Genomic DNA, 20,195 nt, shown 5'->3' on the forward strand with positions numbered 1-20,195 from the left:
CTTATTTTTTTCGACAGACAAGGTACAATACAGAAGTATAGATACCTGAAAGGATGGAGACTTTTACATGAATTTTAAAAAGATCGGTGTCATCGGCGGAGGCACAATGGGACAAGGGATTGCCGAAATGCTGGCAGCCAAGGGCCTGGATGTTATGCTGGTGGAGAAAACTGCTGAAAGACTGAACTACTCCTACGAAATGATCGAGACCAGTCTGGACAAGCAGCTGGAGAAATGGGCGATTACCCAGGCGGAGAAGAAGCTGATTCTGTCCCGTATCCAGAAGGTTACACATTTCGCTGAACTCAGCTCCTGCGATATGGTCATTGAGACCATCGTTGAAGATCTGGAGGCGAAGCAAAAGGTATTCAATCAGCTCGATCAGGTGTGTCCGAGTCACATTATTCTTGCGAGCAATACGTCAACGCTCAGCTTGACGGAGCTTGCAAGCTCTACAATGTATCCGGAACGCGTTATCGGCATGCACTTCATACATCCTGTAGGAAAGGTTGATCTGGTTGAAATCGTGCGCGGCCTGAAGACCTCGGACAGCACATTTGAAGATACCAAAGCCTTTGTCGATGAGATTGTAGAGAAAAAAGGCGTTATGATCTACGAATCCCCCGGATTTGTATCTTCGCGCCTCATTTGCCTGTTCATTAACGAGGCTATGCATGTGCTGCAGGAAGGTGTCGCTTCTCCTGAAGATATTGATGACGCTATGCGTATCGGCTACCAGTTCCAGAACGGGCCGCTTGAAATGGCAGACCGCTTCGGTCTGGATTCCGTTCTTGCCGCACTGGAGAATATGTTCCGTGAATACGGCGAACTCAAGTATCGTCCATCTACAATTCTCAAAAAGATGGTGCGTGCCGGACAACTGGGTGCAAAATCGGGCGAAGGCTTCTTCAAGTATGACAAGGATGGTGACCGTGTATGAATATCTTAGTTATTAATTCCGGCAGTTCTTCATTGAAATACCAGCTGTACAATATGACCGATGAATCTGTACTTGCCAAAGGCCTGGTAGAACGTATTGGAATGGATTCATCCATTCTGAACCATAAGCCGACCGGCAAGCAGGAAGTAACCGAAGTAAGCGAAATTCTGGAGCACAATACGGCAATCCGTAAAGTACTTGCTTGTCTGACAGACAAAGAGCATGGCGTTATCGCATCCACCGATGAGATTAATGCAGTGGGCCACCGTGTAGTGCACGGGGGGGAATTCTTCAAATCCTCCGCGCTGGTCGATGCCGATGCGAAGACCAAGATCCGCCAGCTGTTCGACCTTGCGCCGCTGCATAACCCGGCTGCGATGATGGGGATTACCGCATCCGAGAATAATATGCCCGGTGTGCCGCAGGTCGTTGTATTCGATACGGCCTTCCACCAGACGATGCCTGAGAAGGCTTATATGTATGCCATCCCGAGAGTGCTTTACAACAAATACAAAGTACGCCGTTATGGCGCGCACGGAACCTCCCATGATTTCGTCAGCAAGGCTGCTGCAGAGTATCTGGACCGTCCGCTTGGCGACCTCAAAATTATCACCTGCCACATCGGTAACGGTGCCAGCGTAACTGCAGTTAACGGCGGCATTTCTGTTGACACTTCGATGGGGATGACTCCGCTGGAAGGTCTGATGATGGGTACACGCAGTGGTGACCTTGACCCGGCTATTGTTCCTTATGTAATGAATAAGGAAGAACTGTCTGTCGGTGAAGTGAACTCCATGCTGAACAAGCACAGCGGACTTCTGGCCATCTCTGGCGTGAGCAGTGACATGCGTGATATTATTGACGGTGCGGAGAAAGGCGAGCCTAACTCAACGCTTGCTTTTGAAATGTACGAGTACCGTTTGCGTAAATATATCGGTTCTTATGCAGCTGCCATGAATGGGGTAGACGTAATTGTATTCACTGCTGGTGTAGGCGAGAATGCTTCCCTGCTGCGCGAAAAAGTACTGAACAATCTTACGTTCCTCGGAATCGAGCTGGATGCAGAAGCCAACAAGGTCCGTTCGGGTGATCCTCGGCGTATCTCTACAGCCAATTCCAAGGTACAGGTGCTCGTGGTTCCAACGAACGAAGAGCTTGTGATCGCACGCGATACCTATCGTATTGTGCAAGGAGTTAACGGCTAAATTAGAGGAGAGATAGTAGGCATGGCTAACAAAAGTGTAATCAAGAACGTGAATGAGCATGTCGGAGAGACTGTTGTCATCGGCTGTTGGGTCAACAACAAGCGCTCCAGCGGTAAAATTCAGTTCCTGCAGCTTCGGGACGGTACCGGTTATATTCAGGGTGTTGTGGTCAAATCGGAAGTGCCTGAGCAGGTCTGGGATGATGCCAAGAGCCTGACCCAGGAAAGCTCGCTGTATGTGACCGGAATCATCCGTGAGGAGCCCCGCAGCCAGTCAGGCTACGAGCTGACGGTTACGGGCATTGAAATTCTGCATCTTACCGAGAATTATCCAATCACACCTAAGGAGCATGGCGTCGATTTCCTGATGGATCACCGTCATCTCTGGCTGCGTTCCTCCAAGCAGCGGGCAGTAATGGTCATTCGTGCGGAGATTATCCGCGCGGTTCAGCAGTTCTTCAATGAGCGCGGCTTCACGAAGGTGGACCCGCCGATTCTGACACCAACGTCAGCGGAAGGCACGACCAACCTGTTCCACACCAAGTACTTCGAAGAGGATGCGTATCTTACCCAAAGCGGACAGCTGTACATGGAAGCTGCAGCCATGGCTCTGGGACGCGTCTATTCGTTCGGGCCTACCTTCCGTGCAGAGAAATCCAAGACCCGCCGCCACTTGATTGAGTTCTGGATGATTGAGCCGGAAATGGCCTTCACCGATCATGAAGAGAGCCTGTGCGTGCAGGAGGATTTCATCAGCTTTGTCGTGCAGTCCGTGCTTACGAATTGCCGCGCCGAGCTGGAAGCGGTGGGCCGCGATGTCTCGAAGCTGGAGAACATCAAAGCGCCATTCCCGCGTATCAGCTATGACGATGCGATTAAGTTCCTGAACGAAAAAGGCTATGAAATTGCCTGGGGCGATGATTTCGGGGCTCCTCATGAGACGGCGATTGCCGAGATGAGCGACAGACCGGTCTTCATTACCCACTATCCGGCTTCCTTCAAGGCTTTCTATATGAAGCCGCATCCTGATCGTCCGGAAGTGGTGCTGTGTGCGGATATGATCGCTCCTGAAGGCTACGGGGAGATCATTGGCGGTTCACAGCGTATCGATGATCCGGCGCTGCTGGAGGCCCGCTTTAAGGAACATAACCTGTCGATGGATACCTACAAATGGTACATGGATCTGCGCACCTACGGCACGGTTCCACACTCCGGCTTCGGTCTGGGGCTGGAGCGTACTGTAGCATGGATCTGCGGTCTGGACCATGTCCGTGAGACCATTGCCTTCCCTCGTACACTGTACCGTCTTTACCCTTAAAGAATAGGGAAAGGGGGGCTTAAGTATGGACGGAAAAGGTTGGAATACCTGGGGCGAGGGCGTAGCCTTCGGCCTGGAGAACGGAATGGCCGTCATTCCTTATGCACTCCTGAAATATTACCGGAAGCTGAATCTGACCGGCAGTGAATCCATGCTGCTGATTCACCTGCTCTCCTTCAGACAGGTGGAGGGGATTGATTTCCCTTCCCTGGAGGAGCTGCAGGCAGTAACCGGGCGCAGTATTCCGGTGATTGCCGGAGAGCTGCAGAAGCTTATGAAGGAAGGGTTCATCAGCATTGACGGAGATAATGACGAGCTGAGAGACATCCATTATGAGCGCTATAACTTCTCCGGCCTATACGCGAAGCTGGGAGCTTATCTGGCGGAACTCACCCGGGAGAATGCCCAGGAAAAGCCCAGCCAGAGCGGGCGGGAGCTGGGTGCCCGTGCAGTGGCTCATTACTCCGGGGCTACCGCACCGGATGGCGGCTATGGCCGCCCGGCTGTGCCGGGTGACAAGGAGTCAGAGGACGGACGCAGTCTGTTCAGCATTTTCGAGAAGGAATTCGGGCGTCCGCTGTCCCCCATGGAATGTGAATCTATTTCCGGCTGGGTGGATGAAGACCGCTATCCCGAGGAGCTGATCCTGCTCGCGCTGAAGGAGTCGGTCTTTGCAGGAAAGGTTCATTTCCGTTACATTGACCGCATTCTGCTGGAATGGGCCCGTAACCGGGTGAAGAATGCCCAGGATGTCAAAGCCTATTCCCAGAAATTCCGGGGCGGCGGCAGATGAGCGGAGCGAGTTAGAGATGCCGGTCCAGGGCAAGTCCCGGCCGGTTAAGGTGTCTCTTAAGTCATGTATGTGGCTTAAGGGGCACTTTTTTTGATTTCCTGCTTGTGAGTTGGCGGAAAGTGGGAGGGGAGCGGGGGTGAGGGGCTGAAGTGCCGCTGAATTCAGCAAAAGTAGCTTAATGAGCAAAATGAGGGGTATAAATGCACTAGATTTCGGTCGAAGCCGGCGGAATTATGCCTCACAACCAGCACACAGCACACAGCCCGCAGTCCCTTCACATGGAAGGAACTGCGGGCTGTTATGTTGTAGTAAGAATATCAATAACTAGGCCAAATAATTAGTGCAGCTCCTGCTCCAGAGCCGAACCCATCTCGCGTGAGCGTTCCGCACAGCGGTTGACGGCGGAAATGACGGTCTCGAAGAAATCGCCGCGCTCCAGTACTTCAATGGCCGCCTGGGTAGATCCGTTCGGCGAGGTTACCTTCTTGCGGAGCGCGGCAGGCTCTTCACCCGTCTGCTGCACCATCCGGGCTGCGCCAAGCACGGTCTGGACGGTCAGCTCACGGCTCTGCGCAAGCGGCAGCCCTCCGCGGATACCGGCAGCGATCATCGCTTCCATCATGTAATAGATGTAAGCCGGTCCGCTGCCGGAGATCCCTGTTAAGGTCTCCATCCGTTCTTCGTCAATGACCGCCGTCAGGCCGATCGCTTCGAAGATGTTAAGTGCTGTACGGCGGCTGTCTTCGCCAACCTCCTTGGAGAAGGCAATCCCGGTAGCACCAAGGCCGATGGAGCTAGAGGTGTTCGGCATGGTGCGGACCACAGGCTGCGGATTACCCAGTAAGCCTTGCATCGTACGGATGGTCAGCCCGGCAATGACGGAGATGACGAGCTGATCCGGCGACAGCAGCGGTCCGAGTGAACGGAGCGCTTCGGCAGCGTCTTTGGGCTTCATGGCTAGAACGATGACCGGCGCAGTGCGCAGAGCCTCGAGCTTGGACTCGGGAGCATTATAGCCGAGCACGCCGTACCGGCTGCGGAGCTCAGCCAGGCGCTCGCTGCTGCTGCGGTTCAGCATAATAATTCGGCCCGATTCCACTACATTCCGGGCGATCAATCCCCGCACAATGGCCTCAGCCATCGAGCCTGCGCCGTAAAAAACGATATTATGATTGATGAGCGGAATTGCTGGTTGCTGGCACATGGCTGGCAGTCCCCCTATAAGTTGAGTGAGTTAACCCCTGATTTGGCCGGAGCCGTGAATCATATATTTGCTTGAAGTCAATGCAGGCAGTCCCATTGGCCCGCGGGCATGGAGCTTCTGGGTGCTGATGCCGATCTCGGCACCGAAGCCGAACTCAAAGCCGTCTGTGAACCGGGTAGATGCATTGTGATATACCGCTGCAGCGTCAATCTCCTGCAGGAAGCGTGCAGCATTCGCCGCGTCTTCAGTTACAATACATTCGGAATGCTTGGTGCCGAATTCCGCGATATGTCCGAGAGCCTCTTCCAGCGTGTCAACGATACGAATATTTAGAATATAATCGTTGTATTCTGTAGCGAAGTCCTCTGGTGTGGCAGGCACAGCCCAAGGGATAAGAGCAACGGTATCCTGGCAGCCGCGCAGCTCCACACGGGCCTCGCGGAAGGCTTCGGCAAGTGCGGCGAGGTGTTCTTCGGCGTAAGCACGGTGAACCAGCAGTGTCTCCATTGAATTGCAGACCGAAGGCCGCTGGGCCTTCGCATTCACGCTAATACGCCGGGCCATTTCCGGATTGGCACTTGCATCCAGATAAGTATGGCATATGCCTGCTCCTGTTTCAATAACCGGTACGGTGGCGTTCAGAACCACATTCTGAATCAGAGAGCTTCCTCCGCGCGGGATGATGACATCCAGCAGTCCGTTCAGCTTCAGCATTTCATCCACGGAGGAACGGTTAGGATCTTCGATCAGTTGCAAGGCATCCGGCGGAAGGGCGGTACCAGCAAGTGCGCGGTGCAGCACCTCGGCAATGGCACGGTTGGAGTAGAGGGCGGAGGAGCCGCCGCGCAGCACCACGGCATTGCCGGTCTTAAGGCACAGTCCGGCAGCGTCAACGGTGACGTTGGGGCGTGCTTCATAGATAATGCCGATGACTCCAAGCGGAACCCGTACCTTCTCAATGTGCAGGCCGTTTGGCCGTTCGATCGTCTCCAGATTGTCTCCAACCGGATCAGGCAGAACGGCAATCTGCTGCAAGCCTTCGGCTATGCTGTCAATCCGTCCCGCATCCAAGGCCAGCCGGTCGAGCATCGACTCCGGTGTCCCGTTCAACCGGCCGCGCTCCAGGTCTTCGGCGTTGGCGGCAATAATGTAATCAGCTTCGGCACGCAGGGCGGCAGCCATCACCAGCAGGGCTTCATTCTTCTGGGCGGTAGTCAGGCTTGCGAGTACCCCTGTGGTTGCTTTGGCCAGCATTGTCTTGTTAACCACTTCACTCATGGCAATTCCTCCTCAAAAAAATTATGTTGGCACATGGATATACAATAGGTTGTGCAAGATTAACGCAGTGTGATCCATTCGTCCCGGTGGATCACCTCCAGCCGGTGCACTTCACCGAGCTTGGGCACAATCTCGCGGCTCGGAAGCCCCTGAATGCTGCGGAGCTGGCTGTCATCATAATTGACGATGCCCCGCCCAAGCAGCTTCGCATCCGGGCCGAGCACTTCGACGACATCCCCTGAATGGAAGCTTCCCTCAATCCGTCTAACCCCGACCGGCAGCAGGCTATGGCCCCCGTGGAGCAGCGCTTCAACAGCACCGTCATCGACATACAGTGATCCGAGCGGGGTAGACATGAAGCCCAACCACTGTTTTTTGACCGGCAGAGAGGAGAGTGTGGTGGCAAAATAAGTGCCCTTGCCCGTCCCTGCTGCGGCCTGTGATAAATCCCCTGGCTCCTTAACCTGGCCCACGAAGACCGGAACTCCGCCCCGCGTGGCGATCTTGGCCGCGTCGATCTTGGAGCGCATGCCGCCGGTGCCCACGCTTGAGCCCGCACCGCCTGCAATGGCATAGATCTCAGGCGTAATCTCTTCTATGTGCTCATACCGCACAGCATCCGGGTGCTTGCGGGGATCGCCGCTGTAGACGCCGTCCATATCGGTCAGCACCAGCAGGTGCGAGGCCTTCAGCAGATTGGCAACCAGCGCCGATAACGTATCGTTGTCACCGAACTTCAGCTCATCCACCGATACAGTATCGTTCTCGTTGAACACGGGCACGGCGCCTTGGCGGAGCAATTCTTCAACCGTCATCATGGCGTTGTTCATGGCCCGGCGGCTGCAGAAGTCCGTACGGGTCAGGAGAATCTGAGCAGTGGGTATACCGTGGCCTGCGAAGGCCTCCTGATAAGCCTGCATCAGCATAACCTGTCCTACCGCCGCCGCCGCCTGCTTCTCATGCAGCAGCCTTGGGCGGGAAGCATAGCCGATGCCCCGAAAGCCGGCTGCGACCGCCCCGGAGGTGACCAGCAGCACTTCACAGCCGTCCTTGCGGAGCGCTGCAATCTCGGCGGCGAAGAAGGCGACCGCCTCACGATTAAGGCCGCCTTCGGGACCTGTGAGTGAGCTGCTGCCGATTTTGACCACAATTCTTGACGTCATTGTCTTTCACTTTCCTCTCAAATTTAAATCGCTGTACACCCGAAAATGACAAAAAGCCCCCATCCTTAGACTTAGCAAAGGACGAAAGCTTGGTTAACTTCCGCGGTACCACCTTCATTGATGAGGGTTCATCCGACTTCATTCTCATAACGGGAGTATCCGTCCTGCAGGGCAGGCCGCTCGGGGGTAGGATTCGGAATGGACAATCGCGGTAAATTCTCCCAGCCTTTTTGAATTTACTCTCTGCACGCGAATATACGCCAATTCTTACTGGTCCCGTCTGCACGTTTCACTATTTGTCATTTAGAATACCATGGGGAAGCAGGGTTTGCAAAGAGCTCCGGACGAATATTTTTCTGCTGGGGCAGGGAGCGGATTTCCTGGTTGTCCTTCAGGGGAACGGGTAAAGTATTTATAATCAGTTACCAGGAGGTGGATTGAATTGAGTAAGAAGACTACTGTCCGACAGGAACAGAATCAGAATTCCAATGAAGCCGCCGAATTTCAAAACAAAGCGATCCGAGAATTTGTCGAGGAAAAAGCCGGAGATTCCCGCACAGAAGGACCGGTTGACGAGAGTACTGCCCGTATGCCCGATGACCAGAACCGTATGATCACGCAGTATAATTTGCGCAAATAAATAATTGCTTCTGCCAAAATACAGCAAATGACCATCCGGCCTCATGATAAGAGCTGGATGGGCATTTGTTTCCGCCGGCTTATTCGCCTGCCAGTCCGGCGACCGTTGCCTGGAAGGTTTCAATGAAAGCTTCCGCAGCACGGGACAAATAGCGTCCGCGCCGGTAAGCAACAACCAGAGTACGGCTGGGTACCGGTTCAGCCAAAGGCAGGTAGACAGGCACGAATTCACTCCGCGGTGCCCGTGCAATGAAATGTGGCACGAGCGTTACGCCCATTCCGGTGGCTACAAGCGATTGGACGGTCTCCATATTGTTGCTCTCGAAGACAATCCGCGGCTCAAATCCGGCTCCACGGCATAGCTCCACCGTCATTTTGCGGAAGCCCTGTCCTTCTTTGAGCACGATGAACGGTTCATCCTTAAGCTCGGTCAGCGAAGTTCGTGTACCCAGCAGCATCCGCGCCGCCAGCGGATGCTCAGGCGGGACTGCCAGGTCGATCCGTTCCTCTCCAAGAACCTCATAAGCTAGAGTCGGAATCTCCAGTGGCAGGGATAGCAGGCTGAGATCTGTCTGGCCGCTGGCTGTCAGCTTCTCAAGATTCATGGAGGAGTCCTCCAGCAGCGTGATTTCAACCTCGGAGTATTTGCGTTTGAAGGCAGGCAGCACATGCGGCAGCAGATGCGCACCGGTGATCGGCATGCTGCCAACCACAACCCGTCCGGTGCGCAGCTGGGATATATCCGACATCTCCTGGCGCAGCAGTTCTACGGCATCAATGATGGTCTGAGCCTGCTCGACGAATTTCTTACCGGCATGAGTCAGCTCTACTGAACTGGTATTGCGCTGGAAAAGAAGGACACCCAGTTCTTTTTCCAGTTTGGAGAGTTGCTGGCTGAGTGAAGGCTGAGCGATATGCAGCTTGTCTGCTGCCCGGGAAAAATTACGCTCAGCCGCAATTTGCAGGACATATTGCAGTTGACGCAGTTCCATTTCAAACCTCCTTACAGGTTAGGTACCATCAATAGTAATCCGCTTTCTTATAAGTATATCCTATAAATCGGTCTGATTACATCGGTTTTTACAAGGGTTGCAGTAGCTGTCATATTGGGAAAATGATTTAAATTTGGCATAACCAACCATTGGGTGAGAAAGAGGCACCATTCGGTCGAGAAATCTGGCATATTTCTACATTTCTGTTTATTATGAATGTATTGAAAGAAAATGATTGTCTTATAGATAATAATACTGTTAAAAAAGTAAAATAATACACAAATCGAAGGGATAAAACTAAATGTATTACTGGATAAAGTGCTTACAGTACTTAAACGGTTCTAGTCGACTCAGATATTTGGATTTTACACTTCAACAAATAAAATGCATAATATTTGTTTTAATTTATAGTGTTTCGTCAATTATATTTCCAAGTTACATAAGTAAAATAGTTGACTTAGGAATAAGCAATAGGAACATTGGAGATATTGCCAATTACACTATTACTATGCTGATTGTAGGATGTACGATGGTTGCTTTCCAATATTTATATCAAGTTAGCTTCTATAAATTTTCACAACGCTTTGTTTCTGAAATAAAAGAAATGGTTTTTGAAAAATTAATGAATACCAATGTAGCTTTTTGGAGCAAGCATAAGGTTGGAGACATGTTTACAGTTTTAGAAGAAGACATCTCATCAATAGAAAGCCTTTTTACAAAATCAATAAGCGGAATTTTATCCAATACATTAATTGCAGTAGGCATTTCCGCATATTTAATCTACATAGATAAAACTATTGGAATCATATTAATATTGCTTACTTTTTCATTTGCTTTAATTCAAAAAAAATACGGTAAAAAAATTGAAGCATATGTGGTGCCATTAAGAGAAGAAATTGCAGATTTCTCATCCTATACAAATGAAATACTAAATAATGTGAATCATATTGAAATGGCTGGTGAAGTAAAACGTGCTTATAGTGGTTACTGCAAGAAGAACCGTTCTGTAGTAGAAAAAGCAATAAAACAATTAAGAATGATTACTGTGTTGTTTAGTATTGTTTCAAGTTATAGCGTAATCATTATTTTTGTGGTGCTGCTCATGGGGGCGCAAAGAGTATTATCAGGGACGATGACAGTAGGTGTTTTATTCAGTTTAATCATTTATGTGCAAAGAATGTTTGGCCCAATAAATTCGATTGGTAGTGAGTATATATCTTTCAAAAAAAACATTCCTATTTTTAGACGGATATTTGAAGTTTTGGATAATAAAGAGGTTATTCAAGAAGGAAATCACACCCCTGACCTCGATCTATCAGGCAAGATTAGTGTGAATAGAATTGATTTTAGCTATGAAGAATCCAATCAAATATTGAAAGGGTTATCATTGGAGGTCCAACCGGGTGAAGTAGTAGGAATCGTAGGCAAAAATGGATGCGGGAAGACAACCTTAATGAAACTCTTTACGAAGCTCTGTGTACCTCAAAAAGGGGAAATTCTAATAGATGAAGTGATTATTGGAGATTACCAAACGGATTATCTGCATCATCAAGTCGGTTGCTTATTACAAAGTGAATTTATATTAAGCGGTTCTTTAAGGGATGTTCTGGATACTAAAAATCGCTATAGTGATCATGAGATTATTGAGACGATGAAGGAATTTTGCTTAGCAATAAATGATTTTCCTGATGGGCTCGATACAATGATTAAAGAAAATTCATTAAATCTTTCGGGTGGACAAGTACAAAAGATAGCGTTAATACGCCTCTTCCTTCAGAATAAATCTATTTACTTGTTAGATGAACCCACTTCAGCTATGGACATTGAAGCAGAAAAGGTAATCTGCAATGTGATTAGAAGAAAACTAGAAGGAAAAACAGCATTAATTATTACACATAGAGAGCAAATCTTAAATATATGTGATAGAAAAATAATGCTAGCGGAGGAACAAGAAAATGAACAAGAAAATGAACAGGAATATTATGTTAGGTCAGTTTACTAAAGTTTTGACTCATGGAAACAAAGTGATTTTAGGGAATCGAAGGAATGGAAAATGGATGAAAATGAGTCAGGAATGTTATGAAATACTTAAACTTGCCATGCAGGAAAGCGCAACGACTAATGAACTGATTGAAGCGTTTGAAGACCAGGAAGATAAGGAATACTTCTTCGAGCTGTTGCAACTTTTGTACAAAGAAAATTTGCTGGCCGATACGGAAGAGATGTTACTGTTTGATAAAAATTTCAGTGTGGATATAGCAATTACCAACAGATGTAATCTCAGATGCAAACATTGCTGCGTGGATTCTGACTTAACAAATTTGAGCGATCCGTTGGACACGGATGTTCTAAAAACGGTTTTGAATAAAGTGGTTAAATCAAAACCCAAGAGTATTTGCTTAACGGGTGGAGAACCTTTAATTAGGAAGGATTTTTTTGAGATTCTATCTCACCTGAATGATATTTACGATGGTGAAATCAGAGTAATGACGAATGGGACATTAATTAATAGTGAAAATGTGAAACAACTAGTGGCGCATGTATCAGCAATAGATTTTAGTATTGATGGTGTTAATGAAGACACATGCTCAACAATACGTGGAAAAGGAGTTTTTAACAAGGTCTTGCATTCGGTTGAATTATTAAAAAATCACCATTTCGATAAAATTTCATTATCAATGGTCTTGACTAAGGAGAACTATGTATTACGCAATCAATTTGAGGAATTAAATAAAGAATTAGGAACCCGTGGCATTGCAAGGGCTTTTAGCCCAATTGGAAGAGGAAAAGATAATAAAGATTCATTGCAGCCTAAAGAAAAAGAAGTTCAAATTGAAGAAATAAGAATGATGAATCTTGACATTGATGATGTTCATATTTGTCTCTGTGGGGGGTTATTTAAAGAGATTTATATAAATAGTAAAGGACAGATATATCCTTGCGGTTTATTGGAGAGAGATAAATATTATGTAGGCAATATATTGGAGATAGAAGATTTAAGCAGTTTTCTGGGGAGTGGTGAATTTAAAAAATATGATGGATATCAAAATTGGGAGTATTTACAGCCTGATAAACATGAAAAGTGTAAAGATTGTGATGTTAATTTATTTTGCTGGAATTGCTTGCATTACTTAGATCTTATAGAGAGCAATGATGGTTTTTATGAAAGTGTTTGTCCAGAACTGAAACGTAACTTCCAAAGGATTGTATGGGAGGATTGAGCAATGTTAATAGGAATTTGGGTAACTAAAGCATGCAACCTGAGATGCAGCTATTGTTATGAAGGAAACGACAAAAAGGAAATAGATATGGATCGCAATACTGCGGATCAAATAATTAATTTTATCCAAGAGAACTATAGTACTAATGATAATTGGTCAGAGGATCCATTAATTATACAATTCCATGGAGGGGAGCCATTATTAAATTATGACCTAATAACATACATTACTGAACGACTGAGATTATTATTCGCCACATATAAAAAAAAAGTTATGTTTGGTATTACAACAAATGCAGTGTTACTTGACAAAAAGAAGATTGAATTCTTGGCGGAAAATATGAATTACGATTTTTCAATAAGTATTGATGGCGATAAAAAGGTTCACGATCAAACAAGGCTATTCTCAAATGGTACAGGTTCTTATGATGCAATTATAAATAAGGTTAATATGACATTGGAAAAAAGGAAGAATATTAGGGCTAGAGTTACATTTGGTGCTCAAACAGTTTCTCATTTATTTGAAAGTATTAAACATTTGATAGAATTGGGATTCTTAGTGATTGTCTGTATCCCTGACTATTTCGATAAGAGTTGGGATGAGAAACATATAGATGCTTATTTAGATCAGCTTGGTTTGTTGAAAGAATATTATTTAAGGAATAAGTTAGATGAAAAAAATGTGGAAATTCCAATCTTAGAAAATAATATTTTCAAGAAAAATAAGTGTTCTGGCGGTTATAGCAGTATTCACATTGACCCAACCGGAGAGATTTATCCGTGTTCCTATGTTGTAGGAGATACTAAATATAAAATCGGTTCAGTACATCTAGGAGGAATTAATAATGATTACTTAGCAGATATCTCAAGAATTAATCACTGCAACATGATGGAATGTGAAGGGTGCAATAATTATAGCAGTTGTCTTACTGTAAGATGCCGATACCTCAATGAATTATTAACTGATGACGGATTGTGTCCTTCAGCAACAATATGTGCTTTTGAAAATGCCAATTATAGTTTTTTAAAATCAGTTTAGAGATAGAAGTAGCTAGGAATGCGAAGAAGGAGGACTTATTATGAGTTTAAAGATTAAAAAAATTGCGGACAAAATTAATGCATTAGAAGTAAAAGGGCAAGGTTGTAAAGATGATTGTGCCGATTGGTCTGGAAAAAGTGCCTCTAACCCAGCAGGTTGCTCTGTTACATTCAGCTGTAAAATTACTTGCGCATTTTAATGTGAATAAGTAGGTAAATTTACTTAAAAAAACCATTTCAGCATTCCTAGTCTATTTTTATATAATGGGTAGTGATTAAAATCACTACCCATACTTATTATATGCAACTATAGGGAGATCAAAAATGAATCCTGATGTAATCATTATTGATACGGGAATAGTTCAAGAGAACTCCATTGGAAATGTTATCGGTGGTATGGGTTTGACTGATGAAGATAGCGATTTCGAAGACGATAATGGTCATGGTACGCAATGTGCTAATATAATAGCGCAAATGTGTGAAGCGCAGCCCAATATTTTTGCGATTAAAGCATTAAATCAAAATATGGAGAGTTCACTTGATACCTTAATAGAAGCCTTGGAGTATACGCGTAAACTTAATATTCGGACAATTAATCTTAGCTTAACTACAATTAAGAAAAAAAGCAGATCAAGGCTACAACCAATTATACATAAACTCAAGAGTGAGGGTAAGATCATAATATCTTCAGCACCTAATCAAGGTTATTTGGGTTATCCAGCTGCATGCGATGGAGCAATCGGTATAAATGGTGCTATACTTCAGGGGAACAGTGATTATTGGTACAATAAAAGCAAGGTGATCCAATGTATCGCTAATAAAACGCCTAATTTAGTAAAGAGTATAAGTGATTCATATAAAATGTTTGGCGGAACGAGTAAGGCTACCGCAACTGTTACAGGTATAGTATTGAATATATTAATCAAGAAACCTGATTTGAAATACGAGGAACTGGAAGTATTATTGCAAACATTTGCCGAAAGAAAACTATGGAAAACAAACGATGTTATTGGTGCTAATACATTCAATTTCGATTCGGTTGAAGTTCTAGGCCAAAGCAAACTAAATAACGAAATAAAAGAAATATTGTTCTCATATTTTAAGAAAAGAGATAGAGATATTACCGCAGAGCAACTAGCGAGCACTAAATTAATTGATTTATTGTATCCAAATGATTTTTTTGAGATTTTAAAAGAAATAGAAGCGATTACAGGTGTCAGCATTAATTATAATGGTGTTGATTATAGAGTTTTTAGTTCAATAAGCACATTAACCAAATTTATTGAACATACTTAAAGAAATGAATGACGAATAAAAAAATACATCAGGAGTATTTCTGCTGATGTATTTTTGAATTTGTTCATCCGCTATTCAACGGTCTCTATGGAATCCACAATACTCATGTCTGCGATTTTGCGGAGTGGAATACATGTTGCGGTTAAGCAAACCACAATAGAAATAAATGCAGCTCCCATAATGGGGAGAAATGGAACGGGGATAAGCTCTATGGTGTCTGTTTTAGCAGCACTTACAAAGATTGAACATGAATACCCTGCTATAGAACCGGCGATAGCTGCGATAATTCCGTAATAGGCGCCTTCCCAAAGGAAGGTCTTGTATAAGCTTGAAATGCTCATGCCTATCGCTCGCTGAACCCCGATTTCAGTAATACGGGTATGAATATTTGTGTACACGGTATTAATTATATTTAGAATTCCTATAAGCCCGATAAACAGAATCAATCCCCATGCTAACCATTTGATCTGCTGATAGCTTTCTGCAAGCTGTGTATCTGTATCTTGATAAGAAAGCCATTGGCCCCCTCCAGCTTGTTCACTTATTTGAGTAATAACTTTCTCAACATTTTCCTTATCAGCGTTGGGTGACAAGACAGGATATAACTCCGAATAATTGATTGTTTCTGTAATCTGATCGTAGATCGTATCATATACAATGATTTGAACCCCGTTTACAAATCCGTCATTATCCAGTGTGATTGAATTACTGCTTTCATGCAGAACTTGTAACGTCAAGTTATTGACAGATATATTATCGCCTACGGAAATTAAGGTACTGCTTAATCGGGTATCTCCATAATTTATGGCGATGGGATTTTTGATAATACAGGCTTTTCCTGCTTTTAAATTCTGGAGTTCCGGTTGGGTAAGTGCTGGTGCGATCATTTTTAACCGATCTTCATCAACACCAATAATATGCAGCGCCTCGCCTGGCTGTAGTAAAAAAGATGTGGAAATTGGCATCTGCCCCTTGCTATCCTGTGTATACAGGCTATATTTCAAGGTGGAAACGGAAGTTATATCTGCTAAGGATTTGAGTTCCTTCACCACTTCTGGAGAAAAACCAGTTGTCTTATGGGTAATGGAGTAATCACCAATATGCATTTTTTGTACCGCAGTGCTCGTATCCAATAATGTGGAAAAACTCTGTAATGCTATAAATACCGTTATACTCATAAATAATGATAAGATAGTAATTGTCGTTCTGCCTTTATTTCGCTTCATATTCATTCTTGCGTAGAAGGCTTCGAAGGAACGTATACGCCGAGCCTTTCGATTTTTTCGTCCAACCCGTATTGACGGACCTGACATTGCGAGCGTCGGAGAAACCTTTGCCGCATATCTTGCGGCAGGGAATGCTGCAAGATAGGCAAACAATAATGTAATTACTGTACTGATGAGCAGAGGAAGTATTTTCCCGGAACTATTTTTGGCTATCAACAGGGCTAATTCTTCCGATGAACTTGTTAGAAACAGGTCCGGAGACAAGAGGCTGGTTGCGGAGATGGTAATTCCTTTGGCAAACAATATGCCAAAAGTGATCCCTGCAGGAACACCTATTCCACAGAGTAGGGCAAGCTGTAGCGATACTAATATATATAGTTTACTGCGTTCCGCACCAAGAGCGCGTAATGTACCGTATTCGCGGATGCGTTTCGTTACAGAGATTTTCAAAATGTTATAAATAACAAGACCGGAGGCTAAAAGAACAAGAGTACCAACGAGAACGCTTGCAACGGCCATAAAGGGAAAACCGGAACCATTGTCTGAGTCATCGCTCTTATGGGTGTAATCAATACCCACTGCTGCTAGAAGGATGTCGTTGTACTGAATGCAATATTCAGGCAGAGCAAATTGAGCGGCGATATCATCAACCGTGTTCTGGAAGTGATTTTTGTTTATCATACGAACATCTGTGGAGTACAGTTGGTATTTTTTCGGCAGCAGCTGTTCCGCTGTTCCTTGACCGGCAATACCGTTAACACCGCCGGATACATACCCTAAGTAATTACTTTTTAAAATGCCGGTTAAAGTGAATGTAGTCTTATATTCAAAGGGAGCCTGATCGTCCCGTATAAGCGAGATACGGATCGGCAATGTAATGTGGTCTCCAAGTTTGCCGGAAAAATTCAATAGATTTAATGCATCTTGTGGTAAGGCAACTTCATGGGGTGACTGAGGTAAGCGTCCGGATGAAAGTTGTGTTATGGATGGGTAGACTGAAAGTGTATCATCTTCATATTCACGAAGCCAAATAGAAAGTTTAGTATTCGGTATTACTGAGGTGCCGATATTCATAAAGCTACCTGAGAACGACAATCTATTATCGAAATTAAGCTTCTCTTTTTGCTCTTGTGTAAGTTGATGAAAAGTAACATAACGGTTGCCATTAAGTGCTGCTGCCTGCTGTTGACGCAAAGCACTTAATATACCAAGGGATTGGCCGATAACCGTAGTCATAATTGTAGATAGAATAATCGCAATTAAAATTAAGACGGAAGTGATCTTTTGGTTATTCAACTCTCTCCATACAAGAGAACGATAGGATTTCATTTCGCCGCCACCTCCGAAAGGAGGCCGTCTACAATAACAAATTGTCGTTCCGCCATGCGTGCGATCTGGTTGTCATGGGTAATAACCACAAGGGTTTTGCGCATCGTACGCCAAATATCATAGAGTAAACTCATAACCTCGTTGCCGCTTTTACTATCCAAGTTTCCCGTGGGTTCGTCAGCAAAGACAATGTCAGGTTTTGCAATTAGTGCTCGGGCAATGGCGACACGTTGCTGCTGGCCACCAGAGAGTTCGCTGGGCAAGTGGGTCATTCGACTTTTGATTCCAAGCATATCTGTTAGGTCTTTAAGATAAGCCTCATCCACCTGGCGTTTGTCCAACAGCAGAGGCATGATAATATTTTCCCTTGCGGTCAGGACAGGTAAGAGGTTGAATTGTTGAAAAATAAATCCGATTTTCTGGCGACGAAAAGCGGAAAGCTCCTTGTCACTGGTGAGGTAGATATCTTTCTCATCGTAGATAACACTGCCGGATGAAGGTTTGTCCAGACCGCTTAACAGATGAAGCAATGTGCTCTTCCCGCTACCCGAAGGCCCCATAAAGGAAATGAAATCTCCAGGCGCAATTTCTAAATTAACATGATTAAGGGCAATGACACTGTTTTCGCCGTTGCCATAAAGTTTTGAAAGGTCTTTTGCCTCAATATACATACACAACTCTCCTTTTCAATTGATAAGGAGAGTGTAGAATATAAATCTCAAAAAATGCTCAAGATTTCAAAATATTAAATGAAGCCGTTGCCATTGCACCATTCTCTGTATTTTGTAAGGCTAGGGTGCCTCCGTGTTTTTCACAGAGCAGCCGGCAAATGTACAGTCCCATCCCAAAATGCCCTGAATCCCCAGAAGGATGATCTCCGCGTAAAAACGGTTCTGTACCGCGGGATAACATATTTTGAGAATAGCCTTCACTATCATCCTGAACAGTAAGAAGCATACTTGAATCATCGCAGGTGACAGCAACACTAATTTGCTTACGGGCGTACCGGACGGCATTCGAAACGAGATTTTCTGCCACATTATAAACAATGGACCGATCAACCCAAATCCACTCGTTTTTGTTGACGTTATTATCATGCAGATTAAGCTTCTTGTCTTTACGTAATATCGTCAGACTTACCGAAAGCTCTTGGATTAGAGCCGACCACTGAACCTGTTTTAAATTGCATTGCATTTCCTCTAATCTCTGGGCACTGCTCATCGTTTCTATAAAAGCTTCAATCCTGCCGGAATACTCTTCAAGTAATGAAAGTGTATCACCGATCTCTTCTTTTGTTTGTTTTCCACTTGTTATTCCCATTTTAAGCAGCTTTACCGAGCCTTTGATTACGGTTACGGGATTTCGCAAGTCATGAGAAAAAGCAGCATTTAACCTCTTTCGCTCCTCAGTTTGCCGCCACAGTTCCCTGTTGTTTTTCAGAAGCTCACATCGCATCGTTTCAAATGCGTCACAGAGCTGTCCAAGCTCATCACTTGCAGAAGATACAATCGAGAAGTCCAGGTTGTTGTGCATAATTTGCCGGGCTCCATTTTGCAGAGCGGCCAGGGGCATTTTAAGCTTAATCCGATAAAAAAGCCAATCAGCTAAAAATAATCCTGTTAGTACATATAGAGTGGGAAGCGCAAATTGCAGGATGCTAAAAATGTGATACCATGCCGGGTAAGCAGGTTCTGGGGGCACTGGTGTGGCTCTGACATCAATGCCATCCATCTTTAATTCAATAGACGGCCCATAATGCCTGGAAATTTCGCTGATCCCCCAAATTGATATGACGCTCAGGAGCAAAGCGATAAGTAAAAATATGGCCGATAGAAAAAAGAATGCTTTTTTTAAACTCATATGGTTTATCCGTTCCATTTATAGCCTACCCCCCATACCGTATCAATGTAGCTTTTCTGAGTAAATACCGCGAGTTTCGCACGAACTTTACGAATATGTTCCATAATCGTATCGCTGCTTCCTTCTCCGTCAGTTCCCCAAATGGCTTCATAAATGTGTTCGCGGTCAAAAACTTGCCCGGCATTCATAGAAAGCAGTTCTACAATTTCAAATTCTCTCTTTGACAGTGGTACAACAAAACTGGAGACAGAAACTTCCCTGTTAGAATAATTTACGGTAAGATCTCCAAAAAAACGGATTATAGATTGCTTATGCATACGATTTTCGCGACGTAAATGGGCTTCTACTCTTGCCCCCAATTCATCAATATCAAAGGGCTTGAGGATATAGTCATCTGCTCCTGCGCGAAAACCGATAATTTTATCCTTACTTTCAACTCTAGCCGTTAGAAAAAGGATTGGACAGGAAATATACTTGCGAATTCGCTGACAAACTGTAATACCATCGATGTCTGGCATATTGATATCAAGCAGGATAATATCGGGCTGACAATGGACTCTTTCAAGTGCTTCATTTCCGCTAAGAGCTGAATATACCTGATAACCTGATGACTCAAAGTAATTCTTCAGAATAGAGATAATTCCTTTTTCATCATCAATGAGCAAAATTTTACTCTTCAATCTAAAAAACCTCCT

At 45.2% G+C, this 20,195-nt stretch carries 18 protein-coding genes; 10 read left to right on the top strand and 8 right to left on the bottom strand.

Features of this window, described 5'->3' with window-relative positions; all coding sequences use genetic code 11:
* The first annotated feature begins 67 nt into the window (after positions 1–67).
* Genes MHH78_RS14390 through MHH78_RS14405 form a run of 4 tightly spaced genes read left to right on the top strand, consistent with a single transcriptional unit; the run spans position 68 to position 4,255 of the window.
* Positions 68–940: a 3-hydroxyacyl-CoA dehydrogenase family protein gene (locus MHH78_RS14390; RefSeq protein WP_076079207.1), complete on the top strand. Its 873-nt coding sequence runs from the start codon at positions 68–70 to the stop codon at positions 938–940.
* Positions 937–2,145 (top strand): acetate/propionate family kinase, encoded by a 1,209-nt coding sequence (locus tag MHH78_RS14395; RefSeq protein WP_076079208.1) that lies wholly within the window; start codon positions 937–939, stop codon positions 2,143–2,145. Before MHH78_RS14390 ends, MHH78_RS14395 begins: the two co-directional genes overlap by 4 nt.
* Before the next feature lie 21 nt (positions 2,146–2,166).
* On the top strand, positions 2,167–3,462 hold the full coding sequence (asnS, locus tag MHH78_RS14400) for an asparagine--tRNA ligase (RefSeq protein WP_341167780.1): 1,296 nt from the start codon (positions 2,167–2,169) through the stop codon (positions 3,460–3,462).
* Positions 3,463–3,487: 25 nt separating this feature from the next.
* A complete protein-coding gene (locus MHH78_RS14405; RefSeq protein ID WP_341167781.1) occupies positions 3,488–4,255 on the top strand; it encodes a DnaD domain protein in 768 nt (255 codons plus the stop codon).
* A gap of 337 nt (positions 4,256–4,592) precedes the next feature.
* Here the strand turns inward: MHH78_RS14405 and proC are convergent, their stop codons facing one another.
* Genes proC through proB form a run of 3 tightly spaced genes read right to left on the bottom strand, consistent with a single transcriptional unit; the run spans position 4,593 to position 7,900 of the window.
* Positions 4,593–5,459 carry a pyrroline-5-carboxylate reductase gene (gene proC / locus MHH78_RS14410; RefSeq protein ID WP_036727214.1) on the bottom strand — a complete coding sequence of 289 codons (867 nt, stop codon included), beginning with the start codon at positions 5,457–5,459 and terminating at the stop codon, positions 4,593–4,595.
* Between the two features lie 30 nt (positions 5,460–5,489).
* Complete coding sequence (locus MHH78_RS14415) at positions 5,490–6,737, bottom strand: glutamate-5-semialdehyde dehydrogenase (RefSeq protein ID WP_341167782.1); 1,248 nt, start codon at positions 6,735–6,737, stop codon at positions 5,490–5,492.
* A 59-nt stretch (positions 6,738–6,796) separates the two neighbouring features.
* Positions 6,797–7,900: a glutamate 5-kinase gene (proB, locus tag MHH78_RS14420; protein ID WP_036727210.1), complete on the bottom strand. Its 1,104-nt coding sequence runs from the start codon at positions 7,898–7,900 to the stop codon at positions 6,797–6,799.
* A 442-nt stretch (positions 7,901–8,342) separates the two neighbouring features.
* On the opposite strand from proB, the gene MHH78_RS14425 reads away from it, so the two are divergent.
* Complete coding sequence (locus MHH78_RS14425; protein WP_341167783.1) at positions 8,343–8,540, top strand: hypothetical protein; 198 nt, start codon at positions 8,343–8,345, stop codon at positions 8,538–8,540.
* Between the two features lie 79 nt (positions 8,541–8,619).
* On the opposite strand, the gene MHH78_RS14430 is transcribed toward MHH78_RS14425, so the two are convergent.
* The gene (locus tag MHH78_RS14430) at positions 8,620–9,531 is read right to left on the bottom strand and encodes a LysR family transcriptional regulator (protein ID WP_036698036.1); all 912 of its coding nucleotides are present in this window, start codon (positions 9,529–9,531) and stop codon (positions 8,620–8,622) included.
* A 301-nt stretch (positions 9,532–9,832) separates the two neighbouring features.
* Between MHH78_RS14430 and MHH78_RS14435 the strand changes: the two genes are divergently transcribed.
* The 5 genes from MHH78_RS14435 to MHH78_RS14455 all read left to right on the top strand — a co-directional run bounded on the left by MHH78_RS14435 (position 9,833) and on the right by MHH78_RS14455 (position 15,085).
* On the top strand, positions 9,833–11,533 hold the full coding sequence (locus MHH78_RS14435; protein ID WP_341167784.1) for an ABC transporter ATP-binding protein: 1,701 nt from the start codon (positions 9,833–9,835) through the stop codon (positions 11,531–11,533).
* A complete protein-coding gene (locus MHH78_RS14440) occupies positions 11,487–12,752 on the top strand; it encodes a radical SAM/SPASM domain-containing protein (RefSeq protein WP_341167785.1) in 1,266 nt (421 codons plus the stop codon). The genes MHH78_RS14435 and MHH78_RS14440 overlap by 47 nt, the downstream gene beginning before the upstream one ends.
* A 3-nt stretch (positions 12,753–12,755) precedes the next feature.
* Positions 12,756–13,790 carry a radical SAM/SPASM domain-containing protein gene (locus MHH78_RS14445; RefSeq protein WP_341167786.1) on the top strand — a complete coding sequence of 345 codons (1,035 nt, stop codon included), beginning with the start codon at positions 12,756–12,758 and terminating at the stop codon, positions 13,788–13,790.
* Positions 13,791–13,830: 40 nt separating this feature from the next.
* The gene (locus tag MHH78_RS14450) at positions 13,831–13,989 is read left to right on the top strand and encodes a hypothetical protein (protein ID WP_179090430.1); all 159 of its coding nucleotides are present in this window, start codon (positions 13,831–13,833) and stop codon (positions 13,987–13,989) included.
* Positions 13,990–14,113: 124 nt separating this feature from the next.
* Positions 14,114–15,085 carry a S8 family serine peptidase gene (locus MHH78_RS14455; RefSeq protein ID WP_341167787.1) on the top strand — a complete coding sequence of 324 codons (972 nt, stop codon included), beginning with the start codon at positions 14,114–14,116 and terminating at the stop codon, positions 15,083–15,085.
* Positions 15,086–15,156: 71 nt separating this feature from the next.
* Here MHH78_RS14455 and MHH78_RS14460 read toward each other — a convergent pair whose 3' ends face one another.
* The 4 genes from MHH78_RS14460 to MHH78_RS14475 are packed head-to-tail and all read right to left on the bottom strand — an operon-like array spanning position 15,157 to position 20,180.
* Positions 15,157–17,640, bottom strand: a complete 2,484-nt coding sequence (locus MHH78_RS14460) for an ABC transporter permease (protein ID WP_341167788.1) — start codon at positions 17,638–17,640, stop codon at positions 15,157–15,159.
* Positions 17,637–18,311 carry an ABC transporter ATP-binding protein gene (locus MHH78_RS14465; RefSeq protein WP_036727203.1) on the bottom strand — a complete coding sequence of 225 codons (675 nt, stop codon included), beginning with the start codon at positions 18,309–18,311 and terminating at the stop codon, positions 17,637–17,639. Before MHH78_RS14465 ends, MHH78_RS14460 begins: the two co-directional genes overlap by 4 nt.
* Before the next feature lie 58 nt (positions 18,312–18,369).
* A complete protein-coding gene (locus MHH78_RS14470) occupies positions 18,370–19,518 on the bottom strand; it encodes a HAMP domain-containing sensor histidine kinase (RefSeq protein ID WP_341167789.1) in 1,149 nt (382 codons plus the stop codon).
* Positions 19,506–20,180 (bottom strand): response regulator transcription factor, encoded by a 675-nt coding sequence (locus MHH78_RS14475; protein WP_341167790.1) that lies wholly within the window; start codon positions 20,178–20,180, stop codon positions 19,506–19,508. Before MHH78_RS14475 ends, MHH78_RS14470 begins: the two co-directional genes overlap by 13 nt.
* Positions 20,181–20,195: the final 15 nt, after the last annotated feature.

Origin of the sequence: Paenibacillus sp. FSL H3-0333 (assembly GCF_038002805.1) — a bacterium.
Classification (GTDB): domain Bacteria; phylum Bacillota; class Bacilli; order Paenibacillales; family Paenibacillaceae; genus Paenibacillus_AQ; species Paenibacillus_AQ silagei.

Bases quoted from the DNA above. Each gene is read 5' to 3' on its own strand.
- asnS (WP_341167780.1), top strand. From the start codon at position 2,167: ATGGCTAACAAAAGTGTAATCAAGAACGTGAATGAGCATGTCGGAGAG.
- MHH78_RS14405 (WP_341167781.1), top strand. From the start codon at position 3,488: ATGGACGGAAAAGGTTGGAATACCTGGGGCGAGGGCGTAGCCTTCGGC.
- proB (WP_036727210.1), bottom strand. From the start codon at position 7,900: ATGACGTCAAGAATTGTGGTCAAAATCGGCAGCAGCTCACTCACAGGT.
- MHH78_RS14460 (WP_341167788.1), bottom strand. From the start codon at position 17,640: ATGAAATCCTATCGTTCTCTTGTATGGAGAGAGTTGAATAACCAAAAG.
- MHH78_RS14455 (WP_341167787.1), top strand. From the start codon at position 14,114: ATGAATCCTGATGTAATCATTATTGATACGGGAATAGTTCAAGAGAAC.
- proC (WP_036727214.1), bottom strand. From the start codon at position 5,459: ATGTGCCAGCAACCAGCAATTCCGCTCATCAATCATAATATCGTTTTT.
- MHH78_RS14395 (WP_076079208.1), top strand. From the start codon at position 937: ATGAATATCTTAGTTATTAATTCCGGCAGTTCTTCATTGAAATACCAG.
- MHH78_RS14440 (WP_341167785.1), top strand. From the start codon at position 11,487: ATGAACAAGAAAATGAACAGGAATATTATGTTAGGTCAGTTTACTAAA.
- MHH78_RS14390 (WP_076079207.1), top strand. From the start codon at position 68: ATGAATTTTAAAAAGATCGGTGTCATCGGCGGAGGCACAATGGGACAA.
- MHH78_RS14450 (WP_179090430.1), top strand. From the start codon at position 13,831: ATGAGTTTAAAGATTAAAAAAATTGCGGACAAAATTAATGCATTAGAA.
- MHH78_RS14465 (WP_036727203.1), bottom strand. From the start codon at position 18,311: ATGTATATTGAGGCAAAAGACCTTTCAAAACTTTATGGCAACGGCGAA.
- MHH78_RS14415 (WP_341167782.1), bottom strand. From the start codon at position 6,737: ATGAGTGAAGTGGTTAACAAGACAATGCTGGCCAAAGCAACCACAGGG.
- MHH78_RS14470 (WP_341167789.1), bottom strand. From the start codon at position 19,518: ATGGAACGGATAAACCATATGAGTTTAAAAAAAGCATTCTTTTTTCTA.
- MHH78_RS14435 (WP_341167784.1), top strand. From the start codon at position 9,833: ATGTATTACTGGATAAAGTGCTTACAGTACTTAAACGGTTCTAGTCGA.
- MHH78_RS14430 (WP_036698036.1), bottom strand. From the start codon at position 9,531: ATGGAACTGCGTCAACTGCAATATGTCCTGCAAATTGCGGCTGAGCGT.
- MHH78_RS14445 (WP_341167786.1), top strand. From the start codon at position 12,756: ATGTTAATAGGAATTTGGGTAACTAAAGCATGCAACCTGAGATGCAGC.